We start from the raw sequence: 21,705 nt of genomic DNA, 5'->3' as shown, positions 1-21,705 counted from the left end.
AGTAATTCCCCCGTTTGGGGGGAGCAGACAAATTGGCAATGTGGAAATCTGGGAGGAGCGATTCTCGCACTGGGGTCAGGGATCTGCGGCACTGCGCGCCCGGCGCGCTGCCGCCGAAGACGACCCGGGAGCGGAACGCGCCTTCGAACGGCGGACTTCATCCAACGAGGTGCGGCATGACCACGACGCTCGCCACGCCACCGAAGCGGCATTCGCCTGCGGCGCTTGCTGTTTTCGATGAGCTCGACAGCCGCGTCGTCGACGTCTTTGCCGATATCCACGCCTGGCGCGGCTGGAAGTTCATCAACAATCCCAAGGCGCCGCGGCCCCAGAGCGAGGCGGTCCTGCACGAAATCCGCGCGACGACGCGCTGGTACCAGTCGCACCGCGCCGAGGCGGCGCTCGCGCTCGCCAACCACCTGCCGGCCGAGGAGGCCGACATCGTCAAGGCCCTGTCGGACGAGCTCGCGGACGACCCCGACGCCGAACGCCATGACTATGCCGCGCTGCTCGGGCGGCCGCTGGCGCCGGCCTGCTTCGCCGCCGCCGCCATCCGCGCCCGCATTGCCGGCACGGAGCACGGCCTCGGCCTGATCGGCGCCGACTATCTGTTCGAGCAGATGGGCGCCCTGATCGTCCAGGCGACCGAGCCGGCGGCGCCACAGGCCCAGGCGACGGGTGAGACGCCGCTGGTGATCGAGCCGACGCCCAATCTGGAGCAGCGGGCGCAGATGATGAAGCAGCTCATTCTCGACGTGGTCACCCGCCTGCCCGACAGCGCGGCGGCCATGCTGCGCGGCTTCGACTGCTTTCGTGTCGTCTATCCCTTGCGCGTCTGGGACGAAGCCTATGAGCGGGCGCTGAAGGGCGGCGACCGGTTCTGGCCGCGCTGAGCCGGCTATCCGTCTCGCGCGGCATCCGGGCCGCGCTTCCGGCGCCGCGCGATCCAGTCAGGCTTCGAACACCTTGCCGGGATTCATCAGGCCCAGCGGATCGACCGCCGCCTTGATCCGCCGCATCAGGTCGAATTCGGCGCCCGCCCGCCAGTCGGCCAGCATGCTGGGCTTCAGCCGGCCAATGCCATGCTCGGCGGAGAAGCTGCCGTCGAGCGCGCGCACCACCGTATTGACCCGGTCCATCAGGTCATGGCTGCGGGCCAGGAAATCGGCGTCGGCCATGCCGTCCGGACGGACGAAGTTCATGTGGATGTTGCCGTCGCCCATATGGCCGAACGGAACCGGGCGGACGCCCGGGATCAGCTCCGTCACGGCGGCGCTCGCGCCGCGGATCAGATCCGGCACCCGGGAGACCGGCACGGACACATCGTTCTTCACGCTGGCCCCGGCCCGCTTCTGCGCCTCCGGATGTTCCTCGCGCAGCCGCCAGATCGCCTGGACCTGGGCCTCGCTTTCCGCAATCGCCGCATCCGCCACTTCTCCGGCTTCGAAGGCTTCGCCAAGAACGGCCTCCAGCAGTTCGCGCAGGGCGGCGTCCGGGCGGGGCGAGGCAAGATCGACCAGCACATAGTGCCCGGCGCGGCTCGCGACCGGCAGCGTCGCGCCGGGAATATGGGCGAGCACCAGGTCGATGCCCGCGCCCGACATGTATTCGAACGCCTGCAGGCTTGCTTCGTCCCGGTCGCGGAAGCGGCGGAACAGCGCCAGCGCGGCGTCGAGATCCGGCAGCGCGCAGAAGGCGACCTCGCGTGCCCGCGGCCGCGGGAACAGCCGCAGCACCGCCCCCGTGATGATGCCGAGCGTGCCCTCGGCGCCAACGAAGAGCTGGCGCAGCGCATAGCCGGTATTGTCCTTGCGCAGCCGCCGGAGGCCGTTCCAGACGGTGCCGTCGGGCAGCACCACCTCGAGGCCAAGCATCAGCTCGCGGGCATTGCCGTAACGCACCGTAGTGTTGCCGCCGGCATTGGTCGCGAGCACGCCGCCGATGGTTGCCGATCCCTCGGCACCGAGCGACAGCGGGAACAGGCAGCCGGCCTCGGCGGCGGCCTCCTGCGCGGCCTTCAGCACCACACCGGCCTCCGCCACCATGGTCATGTCGACCGCGTCGATATCCCTGATCCGGTTCATCCGGGCGAGCGACAGCACGACCTGTCGGCCGCTCTCGTCGGGCATCGCGCCACCGACCATCGAGGTATTGCCGCCCTGCGGCACCACCGGCACCTGGCGACGCGCCAGGATCCTCATGGCACCGGCGAGCTCGGCCGTATCGGCTGGCCGCAACACGCAGGGGGAACGGCCCTGATAGAGGCCGCGCCAGTCGGAGAGATAGGGCGCGACGTCATCCGGCGCGGTGATCAGCCCGCGCGCGCCGACCAGCGCGTGAAGCTCCGCGATCAGGCCCTCGTCATCCGAAGCCATGGCTCTCCTCCATGCCGTCCGCCGGATCTTCCCCGGGGCGCCTTATTGGCACGGCCGCCCGCCACAAGAAAGACAGGCCCCGCGCGATTGGCGGAAAGCCCCGGGAGCCGGCCCGGCGATGACCTGAGAGGGAATTGGTTCGCGCCCGCCGATCGCGATGATCGCGCCCCGTTGCACCTCTCCAAGGAGACCACCATGACCCATCCGGGCGAACTTGCCGACCGCTATATCGCCATGTGGAACGAGACCGACGCCGGCGCACGCCGCCAGAAGGTCGCGGCGCTCTGGGCCGCCGACGGCCATTTCGTCGACCCGGTCGCCGAGGGCAGCGGGCACGACCAGATCGACGCCGTGCTCGGCGGCGTCCAGCAGCAATTCGCCGGACTGCGCTTCGGCCTCATCGGCAAGCCCGACGGCTTCGGCAGCCATGTCCGGCTGAGCTGGCAGCTCTCCGCCGGCGACGGACCCGCCGTCGTCAAGGGCACCGACATCCTGCGCATCGCAGCCGACGGCAAGCTCGCCGCGGTGGTCGGCTTCTTCGACCTCGTGCCGGGCTGACGTGCAGGACGCCGGACCGCCGGATCTCCAGGCTGGTTCGGCGCGCATGCTCCGCGTCACGCACCGCGCCGATCAGTGGTCGGCAATTCCGCCATAGAGGTTCCACAGCCGAGCCGTCAGCACGCCGGCATCGACAGGCAGGGTCACCCCGGTAATGGCGGCTGCCTGATCCGAAACCAGGAAGGCGATCGCGTTGGCAACGTCCTCCGGCCTGACCAGCCGGCCGAGCGCGGTCTGCCGACGCATGGTTTCCGGATCGCGCTCACCACGCGCATAGCTCTGTTCCACGGCCGGCGTGCGGGTCGGGCCGGGGCAGACGCAATTGACCCGCACGCCCTGCCGGCCCCAGGCGCCGGCAAGGTTCTCGGTCAGATTGATGACCGCCGCCTTGCTGGAGCCATAGGCAACCAGCGGCGTGGATCCGAAGGCGGTCACGGAAGCAGTCGTGACGATCGCGCCGCGGCGGCGCTCCAGCATCTTCCGCCCGAACGCGGTGCAGGTCGCGAGCGTGCCTCGGACATTGGCGGCATAGATGTGGTCCCAGGCCACCGGGTCCTGGTCCTCGGGACGATGCGGATTTTCGAGCGCCGCCGCGAGGGCAACGACGCTGCCGCACGGGCCGATCTCCGCCTCGACATAGTCGGCCGCCCTGGCCACCGCCGCTGTGTCGGCAACGTCCAGCGCGATGCCGACTGCACCAAGCGGCTCGGCGACCGCGCTCGCCCGCCCCGCATCCAGATCGGCGACGACGACCCGCCACCCGTCCTCGCACAGCCGGCGAACGGTCGCTTCGCCGATGCCACCGGCACCACCCGTCACCACCGCCACATCCGCCTTCCGATCGACCATCATCGCTCTCCTCCCTGCCAATCGCCTGCTGTCGTCAAAGGCATCGATAGAGCGCCGCAATGAGCCCGCCGGCGCGCGGACCGTTGTCCAGGCGCGCATGCATCTGGTTCATGGCGTAGCTGAACCCGATGCCGGCCTCCGGATCGGCAAAGCCGATCGCGCCACCGACGCCATGGTGGCCGAACGCTCCGGCGTTCGGCCCCATCCAGACGATGGGCGGCGAGTTGCGCAGCACGCCGAGACCCTGGTGGTAGGTCCGGTTCATGATGATTTCGGTCAGATTGTGCTGCTCGGCGCTCATGAGCGAAATGGTCGCCGGCCGCAGGACCCGGACGCCCTCCAGCGCACCGCCTTGGGCGAGGCAGGCATAGAGCCGCGCGACCGCCCGCGCATTGCCGTGGCCGTTGGCGCCCGGAATTTCCGAGGTGCGCCACGCGGCCGAATTGAAATCCTCGTCCGTCGGGATTTCTTTCCAGGCCTTGGCCAGCAGGCTGCCTGGCGCTGTCCGCTCGACGTCGAAAATCGTGCCCTCGGTCGCCTGTATGAAGGTGGCGACGCGCGCGATCTCATCCGGCAGCAAGCCGATCTGATAGTCGATGCCGAGCGGCCCGGTGACATGCCGCCGCAAATAGGCGCCGGGGCTGAGGCCGCTGACGCGGCGGATGATCTCGCCGACCAGGAAGCCCATCGTCAGGATGTGATAGCCCGCCTGCGAACCCGGCGCCCAGAGCGGCCGCTGTGCCGCCAGCGCGGCGACCATGCGCGGCCAGTCGTAGATCGCGCCCCGATCGAGATTGGGGTCGAGAACGGCAAGGCCGGCGCGATGGTCGAGCAGCCAGCGCACGGGGATATGCTGCTTGCCGTTGGCGGCGAATTCCGGCCAGTACCGGCTAACCGGTGCGTCGAGGTCGACCTTGCCGGCCTCGACGAGCTGCATCAGCGCAACCGAAACCGGCCCCTTGGCGACGCTCATCATGTTGACGATCGTGTCCTGCTGCCAGGGCTTCGTCCGCGCCGGGTCCGCATAGCCTCCCCAGAGGTCGACGACAACGCGGCCGGCATGCATCGCGCAGACGCTCGCGCCGCATTCTGAGCCGTTCGCAAAATTGGCCTCGAAGGCGTCGCGCACCTTTTCGAAGCCCGGCGCGACATGCCCTCCGATCGGGACCGCCTGCCGGCCCGGCGCTTCAGCCTGGATGTCCATGGAAAACCTCATCATGCGCCGAGATAGGCGCTCCGGATCTGGGGATTGGCGAGCAGCTCGTCGCGCGAGCCGGAGGCGACCACCTTGCCGGTGGCGATGACATAGCCGCGGTCGCAGCTCTCGATCGCCTCGATCGCACGCTGCTCGACGATCAGGATCGTCAGGCCAGCCTCGCGATGCAGGGCGCGAACCGCATCGAAGATCTGGTCGACCACAGCGGGCGCGAGCCCCATCGAGGGCTCGTCGAGCATCAGGAGTCGCGGCGAGGAGGCCAGTCCGCGACCGATTGCCAGCATCTGCTGCTGTCCGCCGGACAGTGTCCCCGCCAACTGCCGCCGCCGCTCGGCGAGGATGGGAAACAGGCCGTAGATCCGCTCGATATTGCGCGGGGCATCGCCGCGCGCACCCAGCGCCTTGGTGCCGAGGCGCAGATTGTCTTCCACGGTCAGGCTGCCGAACACCTGCCGTCCTTCCGGGACGTGGGCGATGCCCAGATGCGGACGCGCGGCGGCGGGCACCTCGCGCAAGGACCTGCCCTCGAAGGTCATCGCCCCGACGCTCTCGACGATGCCCGAAATGGCCTTGAACAGCGTCGTCTTGCCGGCACCGTTCGGTCCGATGATCGAAACGAACTCGCCCTCGCGGACCTCGAAACTGACCCCGTCGAGCGCGGTGAGGCCGCCGTAGCGGACCTCGATCGATTCAAGCTGCAGCATGTTCGGCCCACCGCTTTCCAAGATAGGCGGCGATCACCTCGCGATCGCGCACGACGTCCTGCGGCATGCCATCGGCAATGACCACGCCATGGTCGAGCACGAGGAACCGGTCGGCCAGGCGCACCATGGCCTGCATGGTGTGCTCGATGATGACGATGGTGACTCCCTCGTCGCGCAACTTGCGCAGCAGCGGCAGCATGGCTTCGATATCGTCCGTCGAGAGGCCGGCGAAACTCTCGTCCATCAGGATGAGGCCCGGCCCGCCGGCGAGCGCGCGCGCCAGTTCCATCAGGCGCAATTCCCGGTTGGTCAAAGTCGATGCCGGCGCGGAGGCGCGATCGCTCAGGCCGGTTCTCACCAGCGCGGCTTTCGCCGCGGCGAGGGCGGAGGCATTGTCGCGATGGCGGACGAAGGCGCCGACCACGACGTTCTCCAGGAGCGTCAGGCGGGGAAAGGAGCGGACGGTCTGAAAGGTCCGGCCGATGCCGAGCGCGCAGATCGCTTCCGGCGGCAGACCCGACAGGCGCCGGCCGTCATAGCTGACCGTTCCCGACGATGGCGTGATGATGCCGTTGAGCGCATTGAACAGCGTCGTCTTGCCGGCGCCGTTCGGCCCGATGATACCCAGGATCTCGCCTGCCTTGACCGACAAGGATACGTCTGCGAGGGCCTTCAGGCCGCCGAACTGAACCGACACGCCGTCCGCGACCAGCAAGGGCCGGCCCGCCGCCCCCTGCCCGGCGCCCGCCCAGGCGACGGATCCGGCCGCCGGCAGCGCCGGAAGATTCCGATGCCGGGCGAAGCGGTCGCGTGCCGCCCAGAACAGCCCCTGCGGTCGCACCAGGATGATCGCGATGATGGCGAGACCGAAGACGACGCCCTGGATCCCCGGCAGCCGCGCGCCGAAGGTCGCATAGAGCAGCTCGGAGAGCGGCACCAGGATAGCCGCGCCGATCACGGGTCCCCAGGCAGAACCGAGGCCACCGAACATCGTCACAATGAGCGCCTGTGCCGAGACCAGCATGCCGAACGCGGAGTGCGGCGTGATGACGAGGAGAACCACCGCGTAGAGCCCGCCGGCAAGGCCCGCCATGGCGCCGGACACCGCGATGGCAGCGAGCTTCCAGCGCAGCACGGCGACCCCCGCCGTGCGGGCCGCCAGCTCGTTCTGCCTGATGGCGATCAGCGCCAGGCCGAAGCGGCTGCGTTCGATGCTCAGCGAGGCCCACAGCGCGACGCCCATCAGGGCGAGCGCAATCAGCGCGAGAATGCGCGGATCGGCGAACTGCATGTAGGCGGCCGGCGACTGGCGCTGCATCGGCAATGACAGTTCGGTCCATCCGGCCCACTCGAAAATGTGCAGCAGGGCGAGAGGATAGGCCAGCATGGCCAGGCTGAAATAATGCCCCTTGAGCCGAAAGGTGACGATGCCGACGACGAAGCCGGCGAGCGCCCCGACGACACCCGCCAGCGCCCAGCCGATCCAGGGCGTGATGCCGAAATCGTGGTAGGCGATGCCGAGCGTGTAGGCACCCAGGCCGAAAAAGGCCGCGTGACCGAAACTGACGAGGCCCGCATAGCCACCGAGCACGTTCCAGGAAATGCCCATCACCGCCCAGATCGGCACCAGCGTCAGGATGAGCAGCGCGTAGCTGTCATGGATGAAGCCGACGACGAGCGCGCCGAAGGCCAGAACCGCGGCCACGGCGACCGCCGCGGGGCGCGGGGAAGCAAGGAAGTTCATCACGCCCGCTCCACATTCCGGCCGAACAGGCCTTGGGGCCGAACCAGGAGAATGAGGAGGAAGACGCCGAAGATGGCGGTCGTCTGCAGCTGGATCGGCAGGACGAGCGTCGAGAGCTGCTGGACGAGCCCGATCAGCAGGCCACCCCAGAACGCGCCGCCGACGCTGCCCATGCCGCCCAGCACGACGCCGGCATACATGAGCACCACGAATTCGAGGCCGGTATAGGGCTGGAACGGCAGGTAGGTGGCGATCGTCACGCCCGCGACCGTGGTCAGGGCGATGCCTATGCCGAATGCGACGCGATGGGCGCGGTTGACATCGATGCCCATATAGGTCGCCGCGGTCGGATTGTCGGCTGCGGCCTTCAGCTCGCGCCCGATGGCGGTGCGGGTCATGATCTGGGCGAGGACGAGAGCGACCGCCACCGCGAGCAGGGCAGCCCAGCCGCGCGCCTGGTTGACGAAGATCGAGATCTCGCCGTGCCACAAGGGGCCGATCTCCCAGGCCCGCCCGGCCGCCGGCGTCGCGATCGATACCGGCGTCGAGCCGAACACCATCAGCGCGCCGTTCTGGATCACGAGGGAAATGCCGAGCGTCAGGATCAGCTGGGCGGTATGTCCGCCGTCCTCGAGGGCGAGCACGCGGATGCCGCTCACCTTGCCGATCAGCCCGGCATGAACGGCGGCGCCAACGCCATAGAAGACGACGCCGGCAATGAGAGCGCCGACCATCGCCCACAGCAGGGCGTCGCCGCTGCCGGCCGACATCGCTCCGACGAACAGCACGCCGAAATACATGCCGAGCGTCATGAAGTCGCCCTGGGCGAAATTGATCACGCGCATGATGCCGAAGATCAGGCCGAGACCGACGCACATCAGGCCGATATTGCAGCCGATGATCAGGCCCGAAGCGAAAAGTTGCAGGAATGTCTCGACCTGAGCCGCGGCATCCATCTTGGTCCTCCCGAGAATGTCGAGGCGCGGGTCTTCAGCCCTTGTCGCCGAGTTGCGCTCCGCCGAGCGCTTCGCTGAAGCGCGCAAGTTCGGTGTGATCGCGCCCCGGCCCAAGGCTCGCTGCGGCGGCCGCGAAGAGTTCCTGGCACAACGCCGAGAATGGCGCGGCGGTGCCGCTTTCGCGGGCGACGCCAAGGGCGATGCGCAGATCCTTGACCATCAGGTCGAGACCGAAGCCGGAATCGAAGGTGCGGCTCAGCACAAACGGCTTCAGCTTCTTCTGCGTCGAGTTGTTCATGCCGGTCGAGGCGTTCAGCACGTCGACCATCAGGGCCGGGTCGAGACCGAATTTCTGGCCGATCAGCAGTGCCTCGACGCTTGCCAGCAGCCCGGCTGCGGAGACGAGATTGTTCAGCGCCTTCATCGCGTGCGCGGACCCGATCCCGCCGGTGCGGGTAACGGTCGAACCCATCGCCGAAAGCACTGGCATGACACGGTCGATCGTCGCGTCGTCGCCGCCGGCCATGATGGCGAGATCGCCGGTCACCGCCCGCCGGACACCGCCCGAAACCGGCGCATCGATCATCGCCGCGCCGGCCGCGGCCACCGACCCCGCAAGGCGGATGGTCTCGGCCGGAATGCCCGAGCTCATGTCGATGACGATGCTGCCCGGGCGCAGCGCCCGCAGAGCGCCGCGCTCGGCGGTGAGGACCTGTTCGACAACCGCGCTGGTCGGCACGATGGTGATCAGCACATCGGCGTCGCGCGCCAGCTCCTCAGCCGAGGCGGTGCTGCGTGCGCCGAACTCGGCCCCGAATGCCGCCATCCGCTCCTCGGATGCATCCAGGACAGCAACCGGATAGCCGGCGGCGACGAGGCGGGCCGCCATGGGCCAGCCCATATTGCCGATGCCGACGAAACCTATCGAGAGCGCCATGACTATTTCGCCGCGGTCTTGGCTTCGATGGCGCCCGCCTCGATCAGCACGGCGTTGGCAACCTTGAAGGCATCGAGCCCCGCCGGAATGCCGCAATAGACGGTCGCCTGCACGAGAATGGCGCGAATCTCGGCGACGCTGACGCCGTTGGCCAGGGCGCCGCGCACGTGGAGACGGATTTCCGCAGGCCGGTTGAGCGCCGTCAGCATGGCCAGGTTGAGCATGCTCCGGGTCTTCCGGTCGAGCCCCTCGTCGCCCCAGGTATAGCCCCAGCACCAGGCCGTGGTGATCTCCTGGAACGCGCTGGTGAAATCGTTCGCCTCGCTGAGCGAGGCATCGACATAGCTTGCTCCGAGGACCTCGCGGCGGATCCGCAAGCCCTTCTCGAAAAGGGCATCGACCCCGGCGTCGCTCCGCTTCATCTCAATTCCTCGCTGATGAGAATACGATATTCTTGTCATACAAACTGATTGCGCCAGCGTCAACAGTCTGTCATACAGGATTACAAGAAGACGGTTGAATGACGAGGCGACGACCATGACCGAGACCGGCACGACGACCGATTTGAACCTGCAGGGCTGTTGTGACCCGGCCTTTGCGGCCGTCGAGGAGGCTTTCGCGGACAATTTCCGGCGCGGCGAAGAGGTCGGTGCCAGTTGCGCCGTCGTCATCGACGGCCGGCTTGTGGTCGACCTCTGGGGCGGCGGCACCGACCGTTCGGGCAGCCAGGCCTGGCAGCGCGACACCATCGTCAACATGATGTCGGTGGCGAAGGGCGTGCTGGCCCTGGTCGCCCACATGCTGGTCGATGCCGGCAAGATCGACCTCGACGCGCCGGTCGCCCGCTACTGGCCCGAATTCGCCGGCGGCGGCAAGGACCGCCTGCCGGTACGCTATCTGCTCGATCATCGGGCGGGCCTCGAAGTGCTGACCGAGCCGCTCTGGCCGGGCGCCGCCTATGACTGGAATGCGATGGTCGCGGCGCTCGAGCGCCAGGTGCCGCTGCAGGAGCCCGGCACCAGACCCGCCTATCATACGCTCACCATGTCCTATCTCGTCGGCGAGCTGGTGCGCCGCGTGACCGGCAAGAGTTACGGCCGCGCCCTGCGCGACATGGTCACCGGGCCCCTGGATCTCGACTACCGGATCGGCCTGTCGCGTCCCGATCTCGATCGCTGTGCACGCTTCATCCGCTGGGCCGGCTACAGCGAGCGCGGATCGGGCCAGGACGAACCGAGCGACCTCCTGGTCAGGGCCTGGGCGCAGCTGGACCCGGCGCGCGACGATGACCTGAACAGCGAGCAGTTCCGCATGGCGGAGATTCCGGGCGCGAACGGGCACGGCAATGCCCGCGCGATCGCCCGCCTCTATGGCGAGATCGCCCGCGACGGCGGGCGCCTGATCAGCCGCCAGGCACTCCGCCGCGCGACAGAGATGCAGTGGGAGGCGACGGAGCCCGTGCTCTCGCACAACTACCGGATGGGCCTCGGCTTCACGCTGAACAGCGTCGACGCCTATATGGGGCCCAATCCGAATGCCTTCGGCCATGTCGGCGCCGGCGGCTCGACGGGGCTGTGCGACCCGGACGCCCGCATCGGTTTTTCCTATGGAATGAATCTGATGCGGGCGAATCGCGACAATGGTCCGCGCGCGCGCCGCCTGCTCGACGCACTCTATTCCTGTCTCTGACCAGCGAAGAAGGATCGCCCGTGGAACCCCGTCTCAAGATCGCATCGTCGCCTAGTCTGCGTGAGCTGGTCGCCGCCCGGATGCGCGAGGAGATCGTCAGCGGCCGGTTCGCGCCGGGATCGCGGCTGATCGAGCGGGAACTGTGCGAACTCATGGGCGTCTCCCGAACCTCGATCCGCGAGGCGCTGCGCGAGCTCGAAGCGGAGGGATTGGTGACCGTGGTTCCCAACAAGGGTCCGATCGTCTCGATCGTCTCGATCGAGACGGCCGAAGGGGTCTATCAGGTCCGCGTAGTGCTGGAGGGGCTTGCGGCGCGCCTGTTCGCCCGGCGTGCGAGCGACGAGCAGATCGCGGCCCTGGAACAGGCGGTCGACGCCCTGGAACAGGTCTATCTGAACTATTCGCCGGGCCCGTTCCTCGCCGCCAAGACCCATTTCTACGACATTCTGCTCGAGGGCGCCGGCAACGAGACCGCGACCAGCATGCTGCGGACCATCCATACCCGCGTCTCGCAGCTGCGCGCCACCTCGCTCGCCAATCCCGAGCGAGCCAAATCCTCGATCAAGGAAATCAGGACGTTCCTCAAGGCGCTGAAGCGGCGCGACGAGGACGCGGCCTGGCAGGCCTGCGTCACGCATATCGAAAATGCGGCCGAGGCCGCGCTTGCCATGCTGCGGCGCCAGCCGGCGGCGGACTGAACAAGACCAAATAGACCGATTGGGAGTTGAAACATGCTCGACGTCACCCGCCGCGGGCTTCTCGCCGGCGCGGCCACCCTGCCGTTTCTCGGACGCGCCCATGCCAACCCGGCCGAGGTCAAGATCGCGCTGCTGACCCCGCTGTCTGGCCCCCTCGCCCGCCAGGGCCAACTGATGAAGATCGGCGCCGACATGGCAGTGGAGGACATCAACAGGGCCGGTGGCCTGAAAGCCCTCGGTGGTGCGCCGCTCAGGCTCGTCGTCGCCGATGCCGGCGATACGATCGAGCGCGCCAAGAGCGCTGCCCAGCGCCTCGTCGCCCAGGAAAGCGACCTCGTCGCCGGCATCGGCGCCTGGCTCACGGCCTATACGCTCGCTGCGACCGAGGTGACCGAACGCGCCAGGCTGCCCTGGCTGACCCTGTCCTGGGCCGATGCCGTAACCGAGCGCGGCTTTCAATATGTGATTGCGACATCCGCGCCGTCCACCCGCATTGCCGGCGAGGCGGTGCCGAAGATCGTCGAACTCGCCGCGCGCTCGACCGGCCGCAAGCCGACCAAGGTCGGCGTCATCGCGGACAGCACCTCGGTCGCCCAGGCCTTCGTCAAGCCGCTCCGTGAAGGCGGCTTTGCCAGACTCGGCCTGGAGGCCGTCATCGACCAGACCTATACGACGCCGCTGACCGATGCGACGCAAATGGTCCAGCGCATCCGGACCACCCGGCCCGACTTCCTGATCCTCTATGCCGGCAGCATCGCCGATGCGAAGCTGCTGCTCGACAAGCTCGGAGAGTTCGGCCTCGGCAAGGGCCGCATTCCGATCCTCGCGCCGGGAGCCCATATCGGCGTGCCGGAAATGCTGGCGAATCTCGGCGCCGACAATCTGGAAGGCATCATTTCGATCGCCGCGAACTGGGGATCGAAGCGCAAGAAGGCCATGCTCGACGACTTCTGCGCCCGCGCCCGCGAGCCCTGGATGACCCAGGACACGCTGTCGACCTATGGCGAGGTGGCGCTGATCGCCGACGCGCTCGAACGCAGCGGCGCAACGGACCGGGACAAGCTCATGGCGGCGCTCAAGGCGACCGATACGAGCGAGGGGCCGGCCCGCTATTTCCTCGGATCGTCGCTGCGGTTCGACGAAAAGGGGCGGCGCCGCGACGCGCCCTTCGCGCTGTTCCAGTGGCAGAAGGGCGTGCCGGTGACGGTCGACCCGGCCGAGGACGCCTTCGCCGAGATCGCCTGGCCGAGGCGATCCTCGTGAGCGCCGAGGCCTATCAGGTCTTCGCGCTGCGCTACGCGACCTCCGGACCGCGGCGCCGCGGCGAGAACTTCATCATGGCCGACCTCCATGATGCGCCGATGCCGATGGACTACTACATCTGGGCGATCCGGAACGAGATCCGCACGATCGTCGTCGATACCGGCTTCACACCGGAAGCCGCGCGCAGGCGCGGCCGGCGGCACCTCGTCGATCCGGCCGTCCTCCTCGCCGCGATCGGCATCGCAGCGGAAGACGTCGCCGACGTCGTGCTGACCCACCTGCACTACGACCACGCCGGCAACCTCGCGCATTTTCCGAAAGCCCGCTTCCACCTGCAGGACACCGAGATGGCCTATGCCACCGGACGGCCGATGTGCCATGCCTGCCTTGCCCAGCCCTTCGACGTCGAGGATGTCGTGCAGGTCGTGCGCCATGTCCACGGCGGGCGCGTGCGCTTTCACGACGGCACAGCCGAGATTGCGCCGGGGGTCAGCCTGCACCGTGTCGGCGGCCATACCGGCGGTCTCCAGGTCGTCAGGGTACGCACTGCGCGCGGCTGGCTGGTGCTCGCCTCCGATGCGTTCCACTATACCGAAAACAGGCTGTCGCGGAGGCCCTTCCCGCTGGTCTTCCATGTCGGCGAGATGCTGGAAGGGTTCCGGCTCTGCGAGGAACTCGCCGACGGCGAGGACCTGATCATCCCCGGCCACGATCCTGCGGTGCGCGCGCGCTGGCCGCGCTGGCAAGACAACGAGAACATCGTACGCGTCGATCTCGCGCCGCAGGCGGCTGACCGCGATCACTCCACCGGTTCCGGGCAGGGAGCCCCGCCATGACTTCACTTCTCGGCAAGACCGCGCTCGTCACCGGCGCCGGCGGCGGCCTCGGGCTGGCGATTGCCCGCGCTTTCGCGGAGGCAGGCGCCGGCGTCGCCATCGTCGATCGCGATCAGCGTGCCCTGGCCGCAGCCGAGGCCGGGATCAGCCGACACGGCAAGGTCCTCGCCTGGACGTGCGACGTCGCCAGCCAGCCGGCGTTTCACAAGCTCGGCGACGAGGTCCTGGCCGCCTTCGGCGGCCTCGACGTGATCGTCTCGAACGCCATGTGGATCCGCTACGAACCCGTGCAGGAGATTTCCGAGGAGACGCTGGATCGCATGCTCGCCGTCGGCGTCAAGGCAACCGTCTGGGCGGCCCAGCTGGCGACACGCGCCGTACGCGACGGCCGGCGCCTCAGCCTGATCAATATCAGCTCGCCCGTCGCCAGCCTCGGCGTCTCGCGAACGACATCCTATACCGCCGTCAAGGGAGCCGTCAGCGCGATCACCCGCCAGCTCGCGGTCGAGCTCGGCCCGCGCGGGATCACCGTCAACGCCATCGCGCCGGGCCCGATTCCGACGCCCGGCGCCGCCTCGGTCGTCGATGCCGGCGGCTGGCAACGCCGCCTCGACCGCACCCCGATCGGCCGCCTCGGCGAACCGGCCGACATAGCCGCGGTGGCCTGCTTCCTCGCCTCCGACAGCGCTGCCTTCGTCAGCGGCGAGATCATTCACGTCGATGGCGGGCTGACGGTCAACGGCCTCTAGCGGCGCGTGACTGGGGCTGACCCGACGGGCCGCCCGCATTGCGCCGGGCCCCGCCCGGGCGGGCGGACGTGGACGGTTCGCATCGTAACTTAAAAACAGACTTGCATGTTTGTTTCTGCTGTGGCTCACTCCCGCGCCATCGACATCGAGCGCGCGGGGGAGCGACCGGTATTGACCAGACGGCGCGAACGACGCTCGCAGCAGGAACGCAGCGCCGAGACATCGGCGCGGCTCCTGGACGCGACCATCGACCTTCTGCACGACCGCGGCATCGCGCGCATGCCGACGCCCGAGATCGCAGCCTATGCCGGTGTCTCGCGCGGCGCGCTGACCCACCATTTCGACACCCGCGAGGACCTCGTCACCTCGGCAATCGCGCGCATGCTCGGCCAGGTGACCGATGACATGCACCGCTTCGCCGAAGATATCGGCGTGCGCGGCGGCAGCAGCGACGAGATCGTCGACTATCTCTGGGCGATCATGTCGGACCGGCTGTTCTACGTGACTATGGAATATCTGCCCGAGGCCCGGCACAATGACGAGTTCAAGGCCCGGCTGGTGCCGGTGGTCAGGGACTTCCATTCCGGCCTCGACGCCATCTGGATGGCCCTTGCGGCGAGCCGCGGCACCGATCCCGGCCGCACCCGCACGGTCATGAACGCCACCATGTGCCTCATCCGCGGCATGATCGCCCAGACCGTTCTGCGTGACGATCCCGCCTATTACCGCGAGCTCCTGGACTTCTGGAAGGACCAGGCGCGCCGGCACTTCCCCGACCGGCCGGCCGGCGCCCCGCCGCGCCGCCGACAAGGACAAGAGGCATGAGCGAACTCCTCTCGGTCCGCGGGCTGACGCGCGGCTTCTACGGCGTCAAGGTGCTCAACGGTGTCGATCTGGGCATCAAGGCCGGCAGCTTCACCGGCCTGATCGGTCCGAATGGGGCCGGCAAATCGACCCTGTTCAACGTCGTCTCCGGCCTCTATCGGCCCGACGGCGGCGAGATCCGGCTGGCCGGCGAGGCGATCGGCGGCCTCTCGCCCGACCGGCTCGTCGCGCGCGGCCTGGTACGCACCTTCCAGCTCGCCCGCGGCTTCCCGAAGCTCAGCGTGTTCCAGCACCTGATGCTCTACGGCCAGGGCCAATCCGGCGAAAGCCTGGCCGCCGCGCTGATCGGCAGCCGCGCCGGCCGCGACCGCGAGGCGGAGCTCGCCGAGCGGGCGCTCGGCATCGCCCGGCGCCTCAGGCTCGATCACGTCATCGACAATCCGGTCACCGCTCTCTCCGGTGGCCAGAAGAAGCTCGTCGAGATCGGCCGCGCGCTGATGGCCGAACCCAAGCTGATCCTGCTCGACGAGCCCATGGCCGGCGTCAATCCGAGCCTCACCGAGGAGATTGCCGGCCATCTGGTCGCGCTCAACCGCGAAGGCATCACCATCTGCCTGATCGAGCACGATATGGGGCTGATCCGCCGGCTGTGCGCGCCGATCATCGTGATGGCCGAGGGCCGCACCCTGGTCGAGGGCTCGTTCGACGAAGTCGCCGCCGACAGCCGCGTCCAGGAAGCCTATCTCGGGAGGCGGCATTGAGCATTCTGGAAGTCGAGGCGGTCGTCGCCGGCTACGGCGCCGCCGAAGAGATCGTCAAGGGCGCGTCGATGCGCGTCGGCGATGACGAGATCGTCACGATCATCGGTCCGAACGGCGCCGGCAAGTCGACCTTCCTGAAGGTGGTCGCCGGGCTCGTCGCGGCCAAGGCCGGCGCGATCCGGCTCGGCGGCGAGGACGTGACCGGCCGCGATGCCCAGGGCCGGGCGCGCGCCGGCATCTCCTTCGTGCCGCAGGAACGCAATGTCTTCGGCAGCCTGACGGTGGCCGAGAACCTCGAAATCTCCGGCTTTCTCGATCCGGCCGGTACGGCGCGGCGCGTCGAAGCGCTCTATGAACGCTATCCCATGCTCGCGGCCAAGCGGCGCGCCCTGGCGCGCACGCTGTCCGGCGGCCAGCGGCAGATCCTCGCCATGGCCATGGGCCTGATGACCGATCCGAAGCTGATGCTGCTGGACGAGCCGACCGCCGGCCTGTCGCCCAAGGCGGCGGACGAGCTGTTCGACGCGGTCGTCGCGCTCAATCGCGGCGGCCTGCCGATCCTGATGGTCGAGCAGCACGCGGTCGAGGCTCTCGCGATCTCGACCCGCGGCTATGTGCTGGTCGCCGGTCGCAACAGTGCAGAAGGCGCGGGCCCCGCTCTCGCCGCCGACCCCGAGATCCGCCGCCTGTTTCTGGGCGGCTGACGATCAAAAAAAGCTCCAGAGGAGAACCCGATGTCACACACTGGCACGACGCGCCGCGGCCTCATTGGCGGCGCCGCAGCTCTCGCCGGCCTTGCCACCCTGCCCGCCCGCGCCCAAGGCGCGCCGATCAAGATCGGCTCGCTGACGCCGCTGACCGGCGCAGGCGGTCCCTACGGCCCGGTCATGGTCAAGGCGATCAAGGCGGTGGTCGACGAGGTCAATGCCGCCGGCGGCGTTCTCGGCCGCCGGATCGAGCTGATTTCCGAAGACGACCAGACCAATCCGGAAGCCGGCGTGCGAGCCGCCCGCAAGCTCATTGACGTCGACAAGGTCTCGGCCATTCTCGGCACCTGGGCCTCGTCGGTAACGACCGCGGTCGCGCCGCTGTGCTGGGATTCGAAAACCTTCCTCGCCACCGTTTCCGGTGCCGACCCGATCACCGCCCTGCCCCACCAGGGCTATCTCATCCGTACCCAGCCGAACACCACGCTGCAGGGCCGCAAGTTCGGCGAGTTCGCGCTCGAACAGGGCGCGCGCCGGGTCTTCTTCGTGTCGCCGCAGACCCCGTTCCAGAAGAGCCAGTTCGAGAACATCACCCTGGCGGTCAAGGCCAAGGGCGGCGAAACCGGAGCACTCATCTACGACGACAAGAAGCCGTCCTACCGCTCCGAAGTCGACGAGATCAGCCGCTTCCGTCCCGATGCTCTGGTGCTGGGCGGCTATGCCCCGGACACGACCGTGCTGCTGCGCGATCTCTACCGTGCCGGCTTCCAGGCCAAGAAGATCGCCTTCGGCTATTCGGTGAACCAGAAGCTGGTCGAGAGCGTGCCGGCCGACGTGGTCGAGAACGTGTTCACCATCTCGCCGTCCTCGGCGGAGGGCTCGGCCGCCTATGAGCGCCTCGTCAAGCTGATCGGCGTCAGCAATCCCGATCCCTACACGACCCAGGTCTACGACCAGATCAACCTCGTCCTGATGGCGATCGCGCTTGCCGGCGACAGCTCGGGCACGGCGATCCGCGACACGGTGCGCAAGGTCAGCCAGGCCCCCGGCGGCACGAAAGTCGACAATGCGCTCGACGGCCTGAAGGCCATCGCGGCGCGCCAGCCCGTCGACTATGACGGCGCGAGCGGCCCGTGCGACTTCCTCGACAGCGGCGACATCGCCGACTGCCGGTTCCGCTACGAGCAGGTCAAGGGGGGCAAGATCACCCTCCTGAAGATCGCCTGAGGCGCCCATGTCGGACGGCGCGATCTCGATCCTGGCGCAGGCCATCCTCAACGGACTGATGACCGGCACCCTCATCGCGGTGCCGGCCATCGGATTTACCGCCATCTTCGCGGTCCTGCGCTATCCGAGCTTCGGGGTCGCCGCCTATGTCACCATCGGCGGGTTCGCCGGCTGGTTCGCCAATACGAGCTGGGGTTTCGGCGTCATGCCGGCGCTCGCGGTCGCCTTCGTCGTGGCGGGCGCGGCCGGCGTGCTCGCGGAGGAAGGCGCGCTGCGGCGCCTGAGGCCGTCAGGCGCGCTCACCGTCGCGATCGCCACCATCGCCGTCAATCTGATCCTGGAGAACGTCGTCCGCTTCATTTTCGGCAACGACCTGCGCGGCTACGACCTGCCGCTCAAGCCGGACCTCAGGTTCCTCGACCTGCGCGTCGGGCCGCAGCAGATCGAAAACGTCGTGCTGGCCGGCCTCGTCATGCTGGCCGTCTTCGCCTTCCTGCGCTTCACCCGCTTCGGCAAGGCGATGCGCGCGGTCGCCGACAATGTCGACCTCGCCCGCCTGAAGGGCATCGACCCGCGGATGGTGGCGGTCATCACGCTGTTTCTCGGCGCAGGGCTCTCCGGCGTCGGCGGCGTGCTGCTGGCCGTCGACACCTCGATCGATCCGCTGGCCGGAGCGCGCATCCTGCTGTCGGTCTTCGCCGCTGCCGTCCTCGGCGGCCTCGGCTCCATCCCCGGCGCGGTGCTCGGCGCCTTCGCCGTCGGCATCGCCGAGGAATTGTCGCTGCTGGCCGTGCCGGCCACCTATCGCACCGCGATCGGCTTCGCCGCCATCCTGATCATGCTCACCTTCCGCCCGCGCGGCATTCTCGGCGAAAGGGCGGCGTGATGCTCTCCTATCTCCTGTTCACGCTGACCATGGGCGGCATCTATGCGCTGCTGGCGCTCAGCCTCAACCTGATCTGGGGCGGCGCGGGCATGGTCAATCTCGGCCTTGCCGGCTTCTTCGCCGTCGGCGCCTACGCCTCGGCGATCGCCACCGGCGCGGGCGCACCGGTCGCGCTCGGCCTCGTGGCGGCACTCGCCGCCGGCATCGTCGCCGGCCTCGTCGTCACCTTCGCCACGCTCAAGCTGCGCGACGACTATCTCGCCATCGTCACCCTCGGCTTCGCCGAGGTGGTCCGGCTCGTCGCGCTCAACGAACGCTGGCTCACCAACGGCTCGGACGGCATGTCCGGCCTCAAGGCACCGCTCAAGGCCGAGCTCGGCACTGGCGGCTTCAACCTCTTCTATCTCGGCCTCGTCAGCCTGATCGTCGCGGTCGTCTGGCTGGCCATGCGCCGGCTCGACCTCTCGCCCTTCGGCCGCACGCTCAAGGCGATCCGCGAGGATCAGGAGCTCGCCGCCTTTGCCGGCAAGCCGGTGACACGCTTCAAGTTCCAGGCTTTCGCGCTGTCAGCGGCGATCGCCGGCCTCGCCGGCGCGCTGTACGGCCATTACCAGACCTATATCTCGCCCGACCATTTCCAGCCCCTGATCACCATCTACATCTTCCTGGCGGTCTCCGCCGGGGGCGTCGGCCGGCCGGCCGGCGCCGTCATCGGCGCCTATGCCGTGGTGATCTTCCTGGAGGCGACACGTTTCGTCGCCGATGTCGCCCCGGGCCTGCAGCCGGTGCAGATCGCCTCACTGCGCGAGATGCTGGTCGGCATCGCCCTCATCCTGGTCTTCTACCTGAGGCCCCAGGGCATCCTGCCCGAACGCATCCCGCCCGCTCCGAGGAACGCATGACCGCACGCCCAGACGACCCGACCGGCAGTCTTCTCGCAACGCTCGCCGAAGCAGGACAGCCCGAGCGCCTCTACAAGGCGCTGGAGGAGGCAACCCGCAGCCTCGTCGGCCACAAGCTGTTCACCCTGCTCTATGTCGACGGCCAGGACGTCGCGCGGGTCTATTCGAGCCGGCCGGCAGAATATCCGATCTCGGGGCGCAAGACCATGGGCGAGACGCCCTGGGGCGAGTTGGTCCTGAAGCGCCGGCAGCCGTTCCTCGGACGCGACCGCCAGGGCATCCGCTGGGCCTTCTTCGACCATGTCCTGATCGAGAGCATGGGCCTCGGCTCGGTGATCAACATTCCCGTGCTCTACGACGGCCAGGCGATCGGCACGATGAACCTGCTCGACGTCGAGCACCACTATGCGGACGCCGATGTCGCGCCGGTCGCCCGCCTCGCGCCACTGCTCATTCCCGCCTTCCTCGAGGCACGGGCCGCCGCCCGCGCCACCGACCGCAACCAGATCCGCTGAAGGGAGACCAGCCGTGGCCCAGACGCTTCTCACCAATGCCCGCATCGTCGACGGCACCGCGCCGGAGCGCGGGGCTCCGGTTCAGGTGCTCGTCGAGAACGACCGCATCCGCGAGGTGGCGAAGAAGATCGCCGCGCCCAAGGCCAAGGTCATCGACCTCGGCGGCCGTACGCTGATGCCCGGGCTGATCGACGCCCATGTCCATGTCGTGGCATGCCTTGCCGATCTCGGCCGCAACGCCGCCCTGCCCGACGCTCTCGTCACGGTGCGCGCCTTCAAGCTGATGGGCGAGATGCTCCGGCGCGGCTTCACCACCGTGCGGGACGTCGGCGGCGCCGACCACGGGCTGGTGGCCGCGGCGGCCGAAGGCTTCCTGCCCGCACCCCGCCTCGTCATTTCCGGCAAGGCGCTGAGCCAGACCGGCGGCCATTGCGATTTCCGCGGCCGTTACGACGACCGCACGGTCGTTCAGACCGGCTTCCGCCTGGGTCAGCTCGGCCGCATCTGCGACGGCATAGACGAGGTGCGCCGCGCAGCCCGCGAGGAGATCAAGGGCGGCGCCGACTTCATCAAGATCATGGCGAATGGCGGCGTCGCTTCGCCGACCGATCCGATCCATTTCCTCGGCTTCTCGCGCGAGGAGATCACCGCGATCGTCGAGGAGGCGCGCAATGCCGGCACCTATGTCTCGGCCCATCTCTATACGGACGAGGCGATCAGGCGCGCGGTGGAGTGCGGCGTCCATTCGCTGGAGCACTGCAACCTGATCAAGGCCGACACCGCCAAGCTCGCCGCCAAGGCCGGCGCGGTCGCCGTGCCGACGCTCGTCACCTATGACAAGCTGTCGAGCGAAGGCGCCAAGCTCGGCCTGCCGGCGGCCTCGGTCGCCAAGGTGGACGACGTCCGCCTCGCCGGCCTTCAATCGCTCGACATCATGCGCAAGGCCGGCCTCGCCATGGCCTATGGTTCGGACCTGCTCGGCGAAATGCATCGCCACCAGTCCGAGGAATTCGTCATTCGCGGCCAGGTCCTGCCGGCGCACGAGGTGATCGGCTCGGCCACCCATGTCGCGGCAAAGCTGCTGCGGCTGGAGGGCAGGATCGGCGTGGTAGCGCCGGACGCCTATGCCGACCTGATCGTCGTCGACGGCGATCCCTTGAAGGATCTCGCCCTGCTCACACGCCAGGGCCGGCACATGCCGCTGATCATGAAGGGCGGCGCGCTCGTCAAGCGCACAGCGCTCGGCTGACCTCCCGCGGCGACTGGCCTACACCGACATTGCGAAAGGCCCGGAGGCAGAGCTCTGTC

The 21,705-nt window shown here is 68.4% G+C and carries 23 protein-coding genes; 15 read left to right on the top strand and 8 right to left on the bottom strand.

Annotated features, from left to right (window positions below; translation table 11 throughout):
- The first annotated feature begins 176 nt into the window (after nucleotides 1-176).
- Nucleotides 177-893, top strand: coding sequence for a hypothetical protein (locus tag OZ671_RS00290; protein ID WP_268858841.1), 717 nt, complete (start codon nucleotides 177-179; stop codon nucleotides 891-893).
- A gap of 57 nt (nucleotides 894-950) precedes the next feature.
- Here OZ671_RS00290 and OZ671_RS00285 read toward each other — a convergent pair whose 3' ends face one another.
- Complete coding sequence (locus tag OZ671_RS00285; protein WP_268858840.1) at nucleotides 951-2,375, bottom strand: FAD-binding oxidoreductase; 1,425 nt, start codon at nucleotides 2,373-2,375, stop codon at nucleotides 951-953.
- 195 nt (nucleotides 2,376-2,570) lie between these two features.
- Here OZ671_RS00285 and OZ671_RS00280 point away from each other — a divergent pair, with 195 nt between their 5' ends.
- Complete coding sequence (locus OZ671_RS00280) at nucleotides 2,571-2,933, top strand: nuclear transport factor 2 family protein (RefSeq protein WP_268858839.1); 363 nt, start codon at nucleotides 2,571-2,573, stop codon at nucleotides 2,931-2,933.
- A 72-nt stretch (nucleotides 2,934-3,005) separates the two neighbouring features.
- Here OZ671_RS00280 and OZ671_RS00275 read toward each other — a convergent pair whose 3' ends face one another.
- From OZ671_RS00275 to OZ671_RS00245, 7 genes are read right to left on the bottom strand one after another with little or no spacing between them, the layout of a single operon-like run.
- On the bottom strand, nucleotides 3,006-3,785 hold the full coding sequence (locus OZ671_RS00275; protein WP_268858838.1) for an SDR family NAD(P)-dependent oxidoreductase: 780 nt from the start codon (nucleotides 3,783-3,785) through the stop codon (nucleotides 3,006-3,008).
- Between the two features lie 31 nt (nucleotides 3,786-3,816).
- On the bottom strand, nucleotides 3,817-4,986 hold the full coding sequence (locus tag OZ671_RS00270; protein WP_268858837.1) for a serine hydrolase domain-containing protein: 1,170 nt from the start codon (nucleotides 4,984-4,986) through the stop codon (nucleotides 3,817-3,819).
- An 11-nt stretch (nucleotides 4,987-4,997) separates the two neighbouring features.
- Nucleotides 4,998-5,702 carry an ABC transporter ATP-binding protein gene (locus tag OZ671_RS00265; protein WP_268858836.1) on the bottom strand — a complete coding sequence of 235 codons (705 nt, stop codon included), beginning with the start codon at nucleotides 5,700-5,702 and terminating at the stop codon, nucleotides 4,998-5,000.
- Nucleotides 5,689-7,446 carry a branched-chain amino acid ABC transporter ATP-binding protein/permease gene (locus OZ671_RS00260; protein WP_268858835.1) on the bottom strand — a complete coding sequence of 586 codons (1,758 nt, stop codon included), beginning with the start codon at nucleotides 7,444-7,446 and terminating at the stop codon, nucleotides 5,689-5,691. The genes OZ671_RS00265 and OZ671_RS00260 overlap by 14 nt, the downstream gene beginning before the upstream one ends.
- Nucleotides 7,446-8,402, bottom strand: a complete 957-nt coding sequence (locus OZ671_RS00255; protein WP_268858834.1) for a branched-chain amino acid ABC transporter permease — start codon at nucleotides 8,400-8,402, stop codon at nucleotides 7,446-7,448. The genes OZ671_RS00260 and OZ671_RS00255 overlap by 1 nt, the downstream gene beginning before the upstream one ends.
- 34 nt (nucleotides 8,403-8,436) lie before the next feature.
- Nucleotides 8,437-9,435, bottom strand: coding sequence for an NAD(P)-dependent oxidoreductase (locus OZ671_RS00250; protein WP_328286323.1), 999 nt, complete (start codon nucleotides 9,433-9,435; stop codon nucleotides 8,437-8,439).
- Nucleotides 9,342-9,761 carry a carboxymuconolactone decarboxylase family protein gene (locus OZ671_RS00245; RefSeq protein WP_268858833.1) on the bottom strand — a complete coding sequence of 140 codons (420 nt, stop codon included), beginning with the start codon at nucleotides 9,759-9,761 and terminating at the stop codon, nucleotides 9,342-9,344. Before OZ671_RS00245 ends, OZ671_RS00250 begins: the two co-directional genes overlap by 94 nt.
- Before the next feature lie 115 nt (nucleotides 9,762-9,876).
- Between OZ671_RS00245 and OZ671_RS00240 the strand changes: the two genes are divergently transcribed.
- The 13 genes from OZ671_RS00240 (at nucleotide 9,877) to OZ671_RS00180 (ending at nucleotide 21,646) form a co-directional block, all read left to right on the top strand.
- Complete coding sequence (locus tag OZ671_RS00240) at nucleotides 9,877-11,028, top strand: serine hydrolase domain-containing protein (RefSeq protein ID WP_268858832.1); 1,152 nt, start codon at nucleotides 9,877-9,879, stop codon at nucleotides 11,026-11,028.
- Between the two features lie 20 nt (nucleotides 11,029-11,048).
- Entirely contained in the window at nucleotides 11,049-11,726 is a 678-nt protein-coding gene (locus OZ671_RS00235) for a GntR family transcriptional regulator (RefSeq protein ID WP_268858831.1), read from the top strand.
- A gap of 33 nt (nucleotides 11,727-11,759) precedes the next feature.
- A complete protein-coding gene (locus tag OZ671_RS00230; RefSeq protein WP_268858830.1) occupies nucleotides 11,760-12,989 on the top strand; it encodes an ABC transporter substrate-binding protein in 1,230 nt (409 codons plus the stop codon).
- A complete protein-coding gene (locus tag OZ671_RS00225) occupies nucleotides 12,986-13,825 on the top strand; it encodes an N-acyl homoserine lactonase family protein (RefSeq protein ID WP_268858829.1) in 840 nt (279 codons plus the stop codon). Before OZ671_RS00230 ends, OZ671_RS00225 begins: the two co-directional genes overlap by 4 nt.
- A complete protein-coding gene (locus OZ671_RS00220) occupies nucleotides 13,822-14,574 on the top strand; it encodes an SDR family NAD(P)-dependent oxidoreductase (RefSeq protein WP_268858828.1) in 753 nt (250 codons plus the stop codon). The genes OZ671_RS00225 and OZ671_RS00220 overlap by 4 nt, the downstream gene beginning before the upstream one ends.
- Nucleotides 14,575-14,745: 171 nt before the next feature.
- Nucleotides 14,746-15,399, top strand: coding sequence for a TetR/AcrR family transcriptional regulator (locus OZ671_RS00215; RefSeq protein ID WP_268858827.1), 654 nt, complete (start codon nucleotides 14,746-14,748; stop codon nucleotides 15,397-15,399).
- Nucleotides 15,396-16,160 (top strand): ABC transporter ATP-binding protein, encoded by a 765-nt coding sequence (locus tag OZ671_RS00210; RefSeq protein ID WP_268858826.1) that lies wholly within the window; start codon nucleotides 15,396-15,398, stop codon nucleotides 16,158-16,160. Before OZ671_RS00215 ends, OZ671_RS00210 begins: the two co-directional genes overlap by 4 nt.
- On the top strand, nucleotides 16,157-16,864 hold the full coding sequence (locus OZ671_RS00205) for an ABC transporter ATP-binding protein (protein ID WP_103168108.1): 708 nt from the start codon (nucleotides 16,157-16,159) through the stop codon (nucleotides 16,862-16,864). Before OZ671_RS00210 ends, OZ671_RS00205 begins: the two co-directional genes overlap by 4 nt.
- A gap of 30 nt (nucleotides 16,865-16,894) precedes the next feature.
- Nucleotides 16,895-18,094, top strand: coding sequence for an ABC transporter substrate-binding protein (locus OZ671_RS00200; RefSeq protein ID WP_268858825.1), 1,200 nt, complete (start codon nucleotides 16,895-16,897; stop codon nucleotides 18,092-18,094).
- A 7-nt stretch (nucleotides 18,095-18,101) separates the two neighbouring features.
- Nucleotides 18,102-18,980 (top strand): branched-chain amino acid ABC transporter permease, encoded by an 879-nt coding sequence (locus tag OZ671_RS00195; protein WP_268858824.1) that lies wholly within the window; start codon nucleotides 18,102-18,104, stop codon nucleotides 18,978-18,980.
- Nucleotides 18,980-19,882, top strand: coding sequence for a branched-chain amino acid ABC transporter permease (locus OZ671_RS00190; protein WP_268859057.1), 903 nt, complete (start codon nucleotides 18,980-18,982; stop codon nucleotides 19,880-19,882). The genes OZ671_RS00195 and OZ671_RS00190 overlap by 1 nt, the downstream gene beginning before the upstream one ends.
- Nucleotides 19,879-20,397, top strand: coding sequence for a GAF domain-containing protein (locus OZ671_RS00185; protein WP_268858823.1), 519 nt, complete (start codon nucleotides 19,879-19,881; stop codon nucleotides 20,395-20,397). Before OZ671_RS00190 ends, OZ671_RS00185 begins: the two co-directional genes overlap by 4 nt.
- A gap of 13 nt (nucleotides 20,398-20,410) precedes the next feature.
- Nucleotides 20,411-21,646, top strand: coding sequence for a metal-dependent hydrolase family protein (locus OZ671_RS00180; RefSeq protein ID WP_268858822.1), 1,236 nt, complete (start codon nucleotides 20,411-20,413; stop codon nucleotides 21,644-21,646).
- Nucleotides 21,647-21,705 lie beyond the last annotated feature (59 nt).

Source organism: Phreatobacter sp. AB_2022a (assembly GCF_026847585.1).
GTDB lineage: Bacteria > Pseudomonadota > Alphaproteobacteria > Rhizobiales > Phreatobacteraceae > Phreatobacter.
This window is presented reverse-complemented; position numbering and strand designations above follow the sequence as displayed.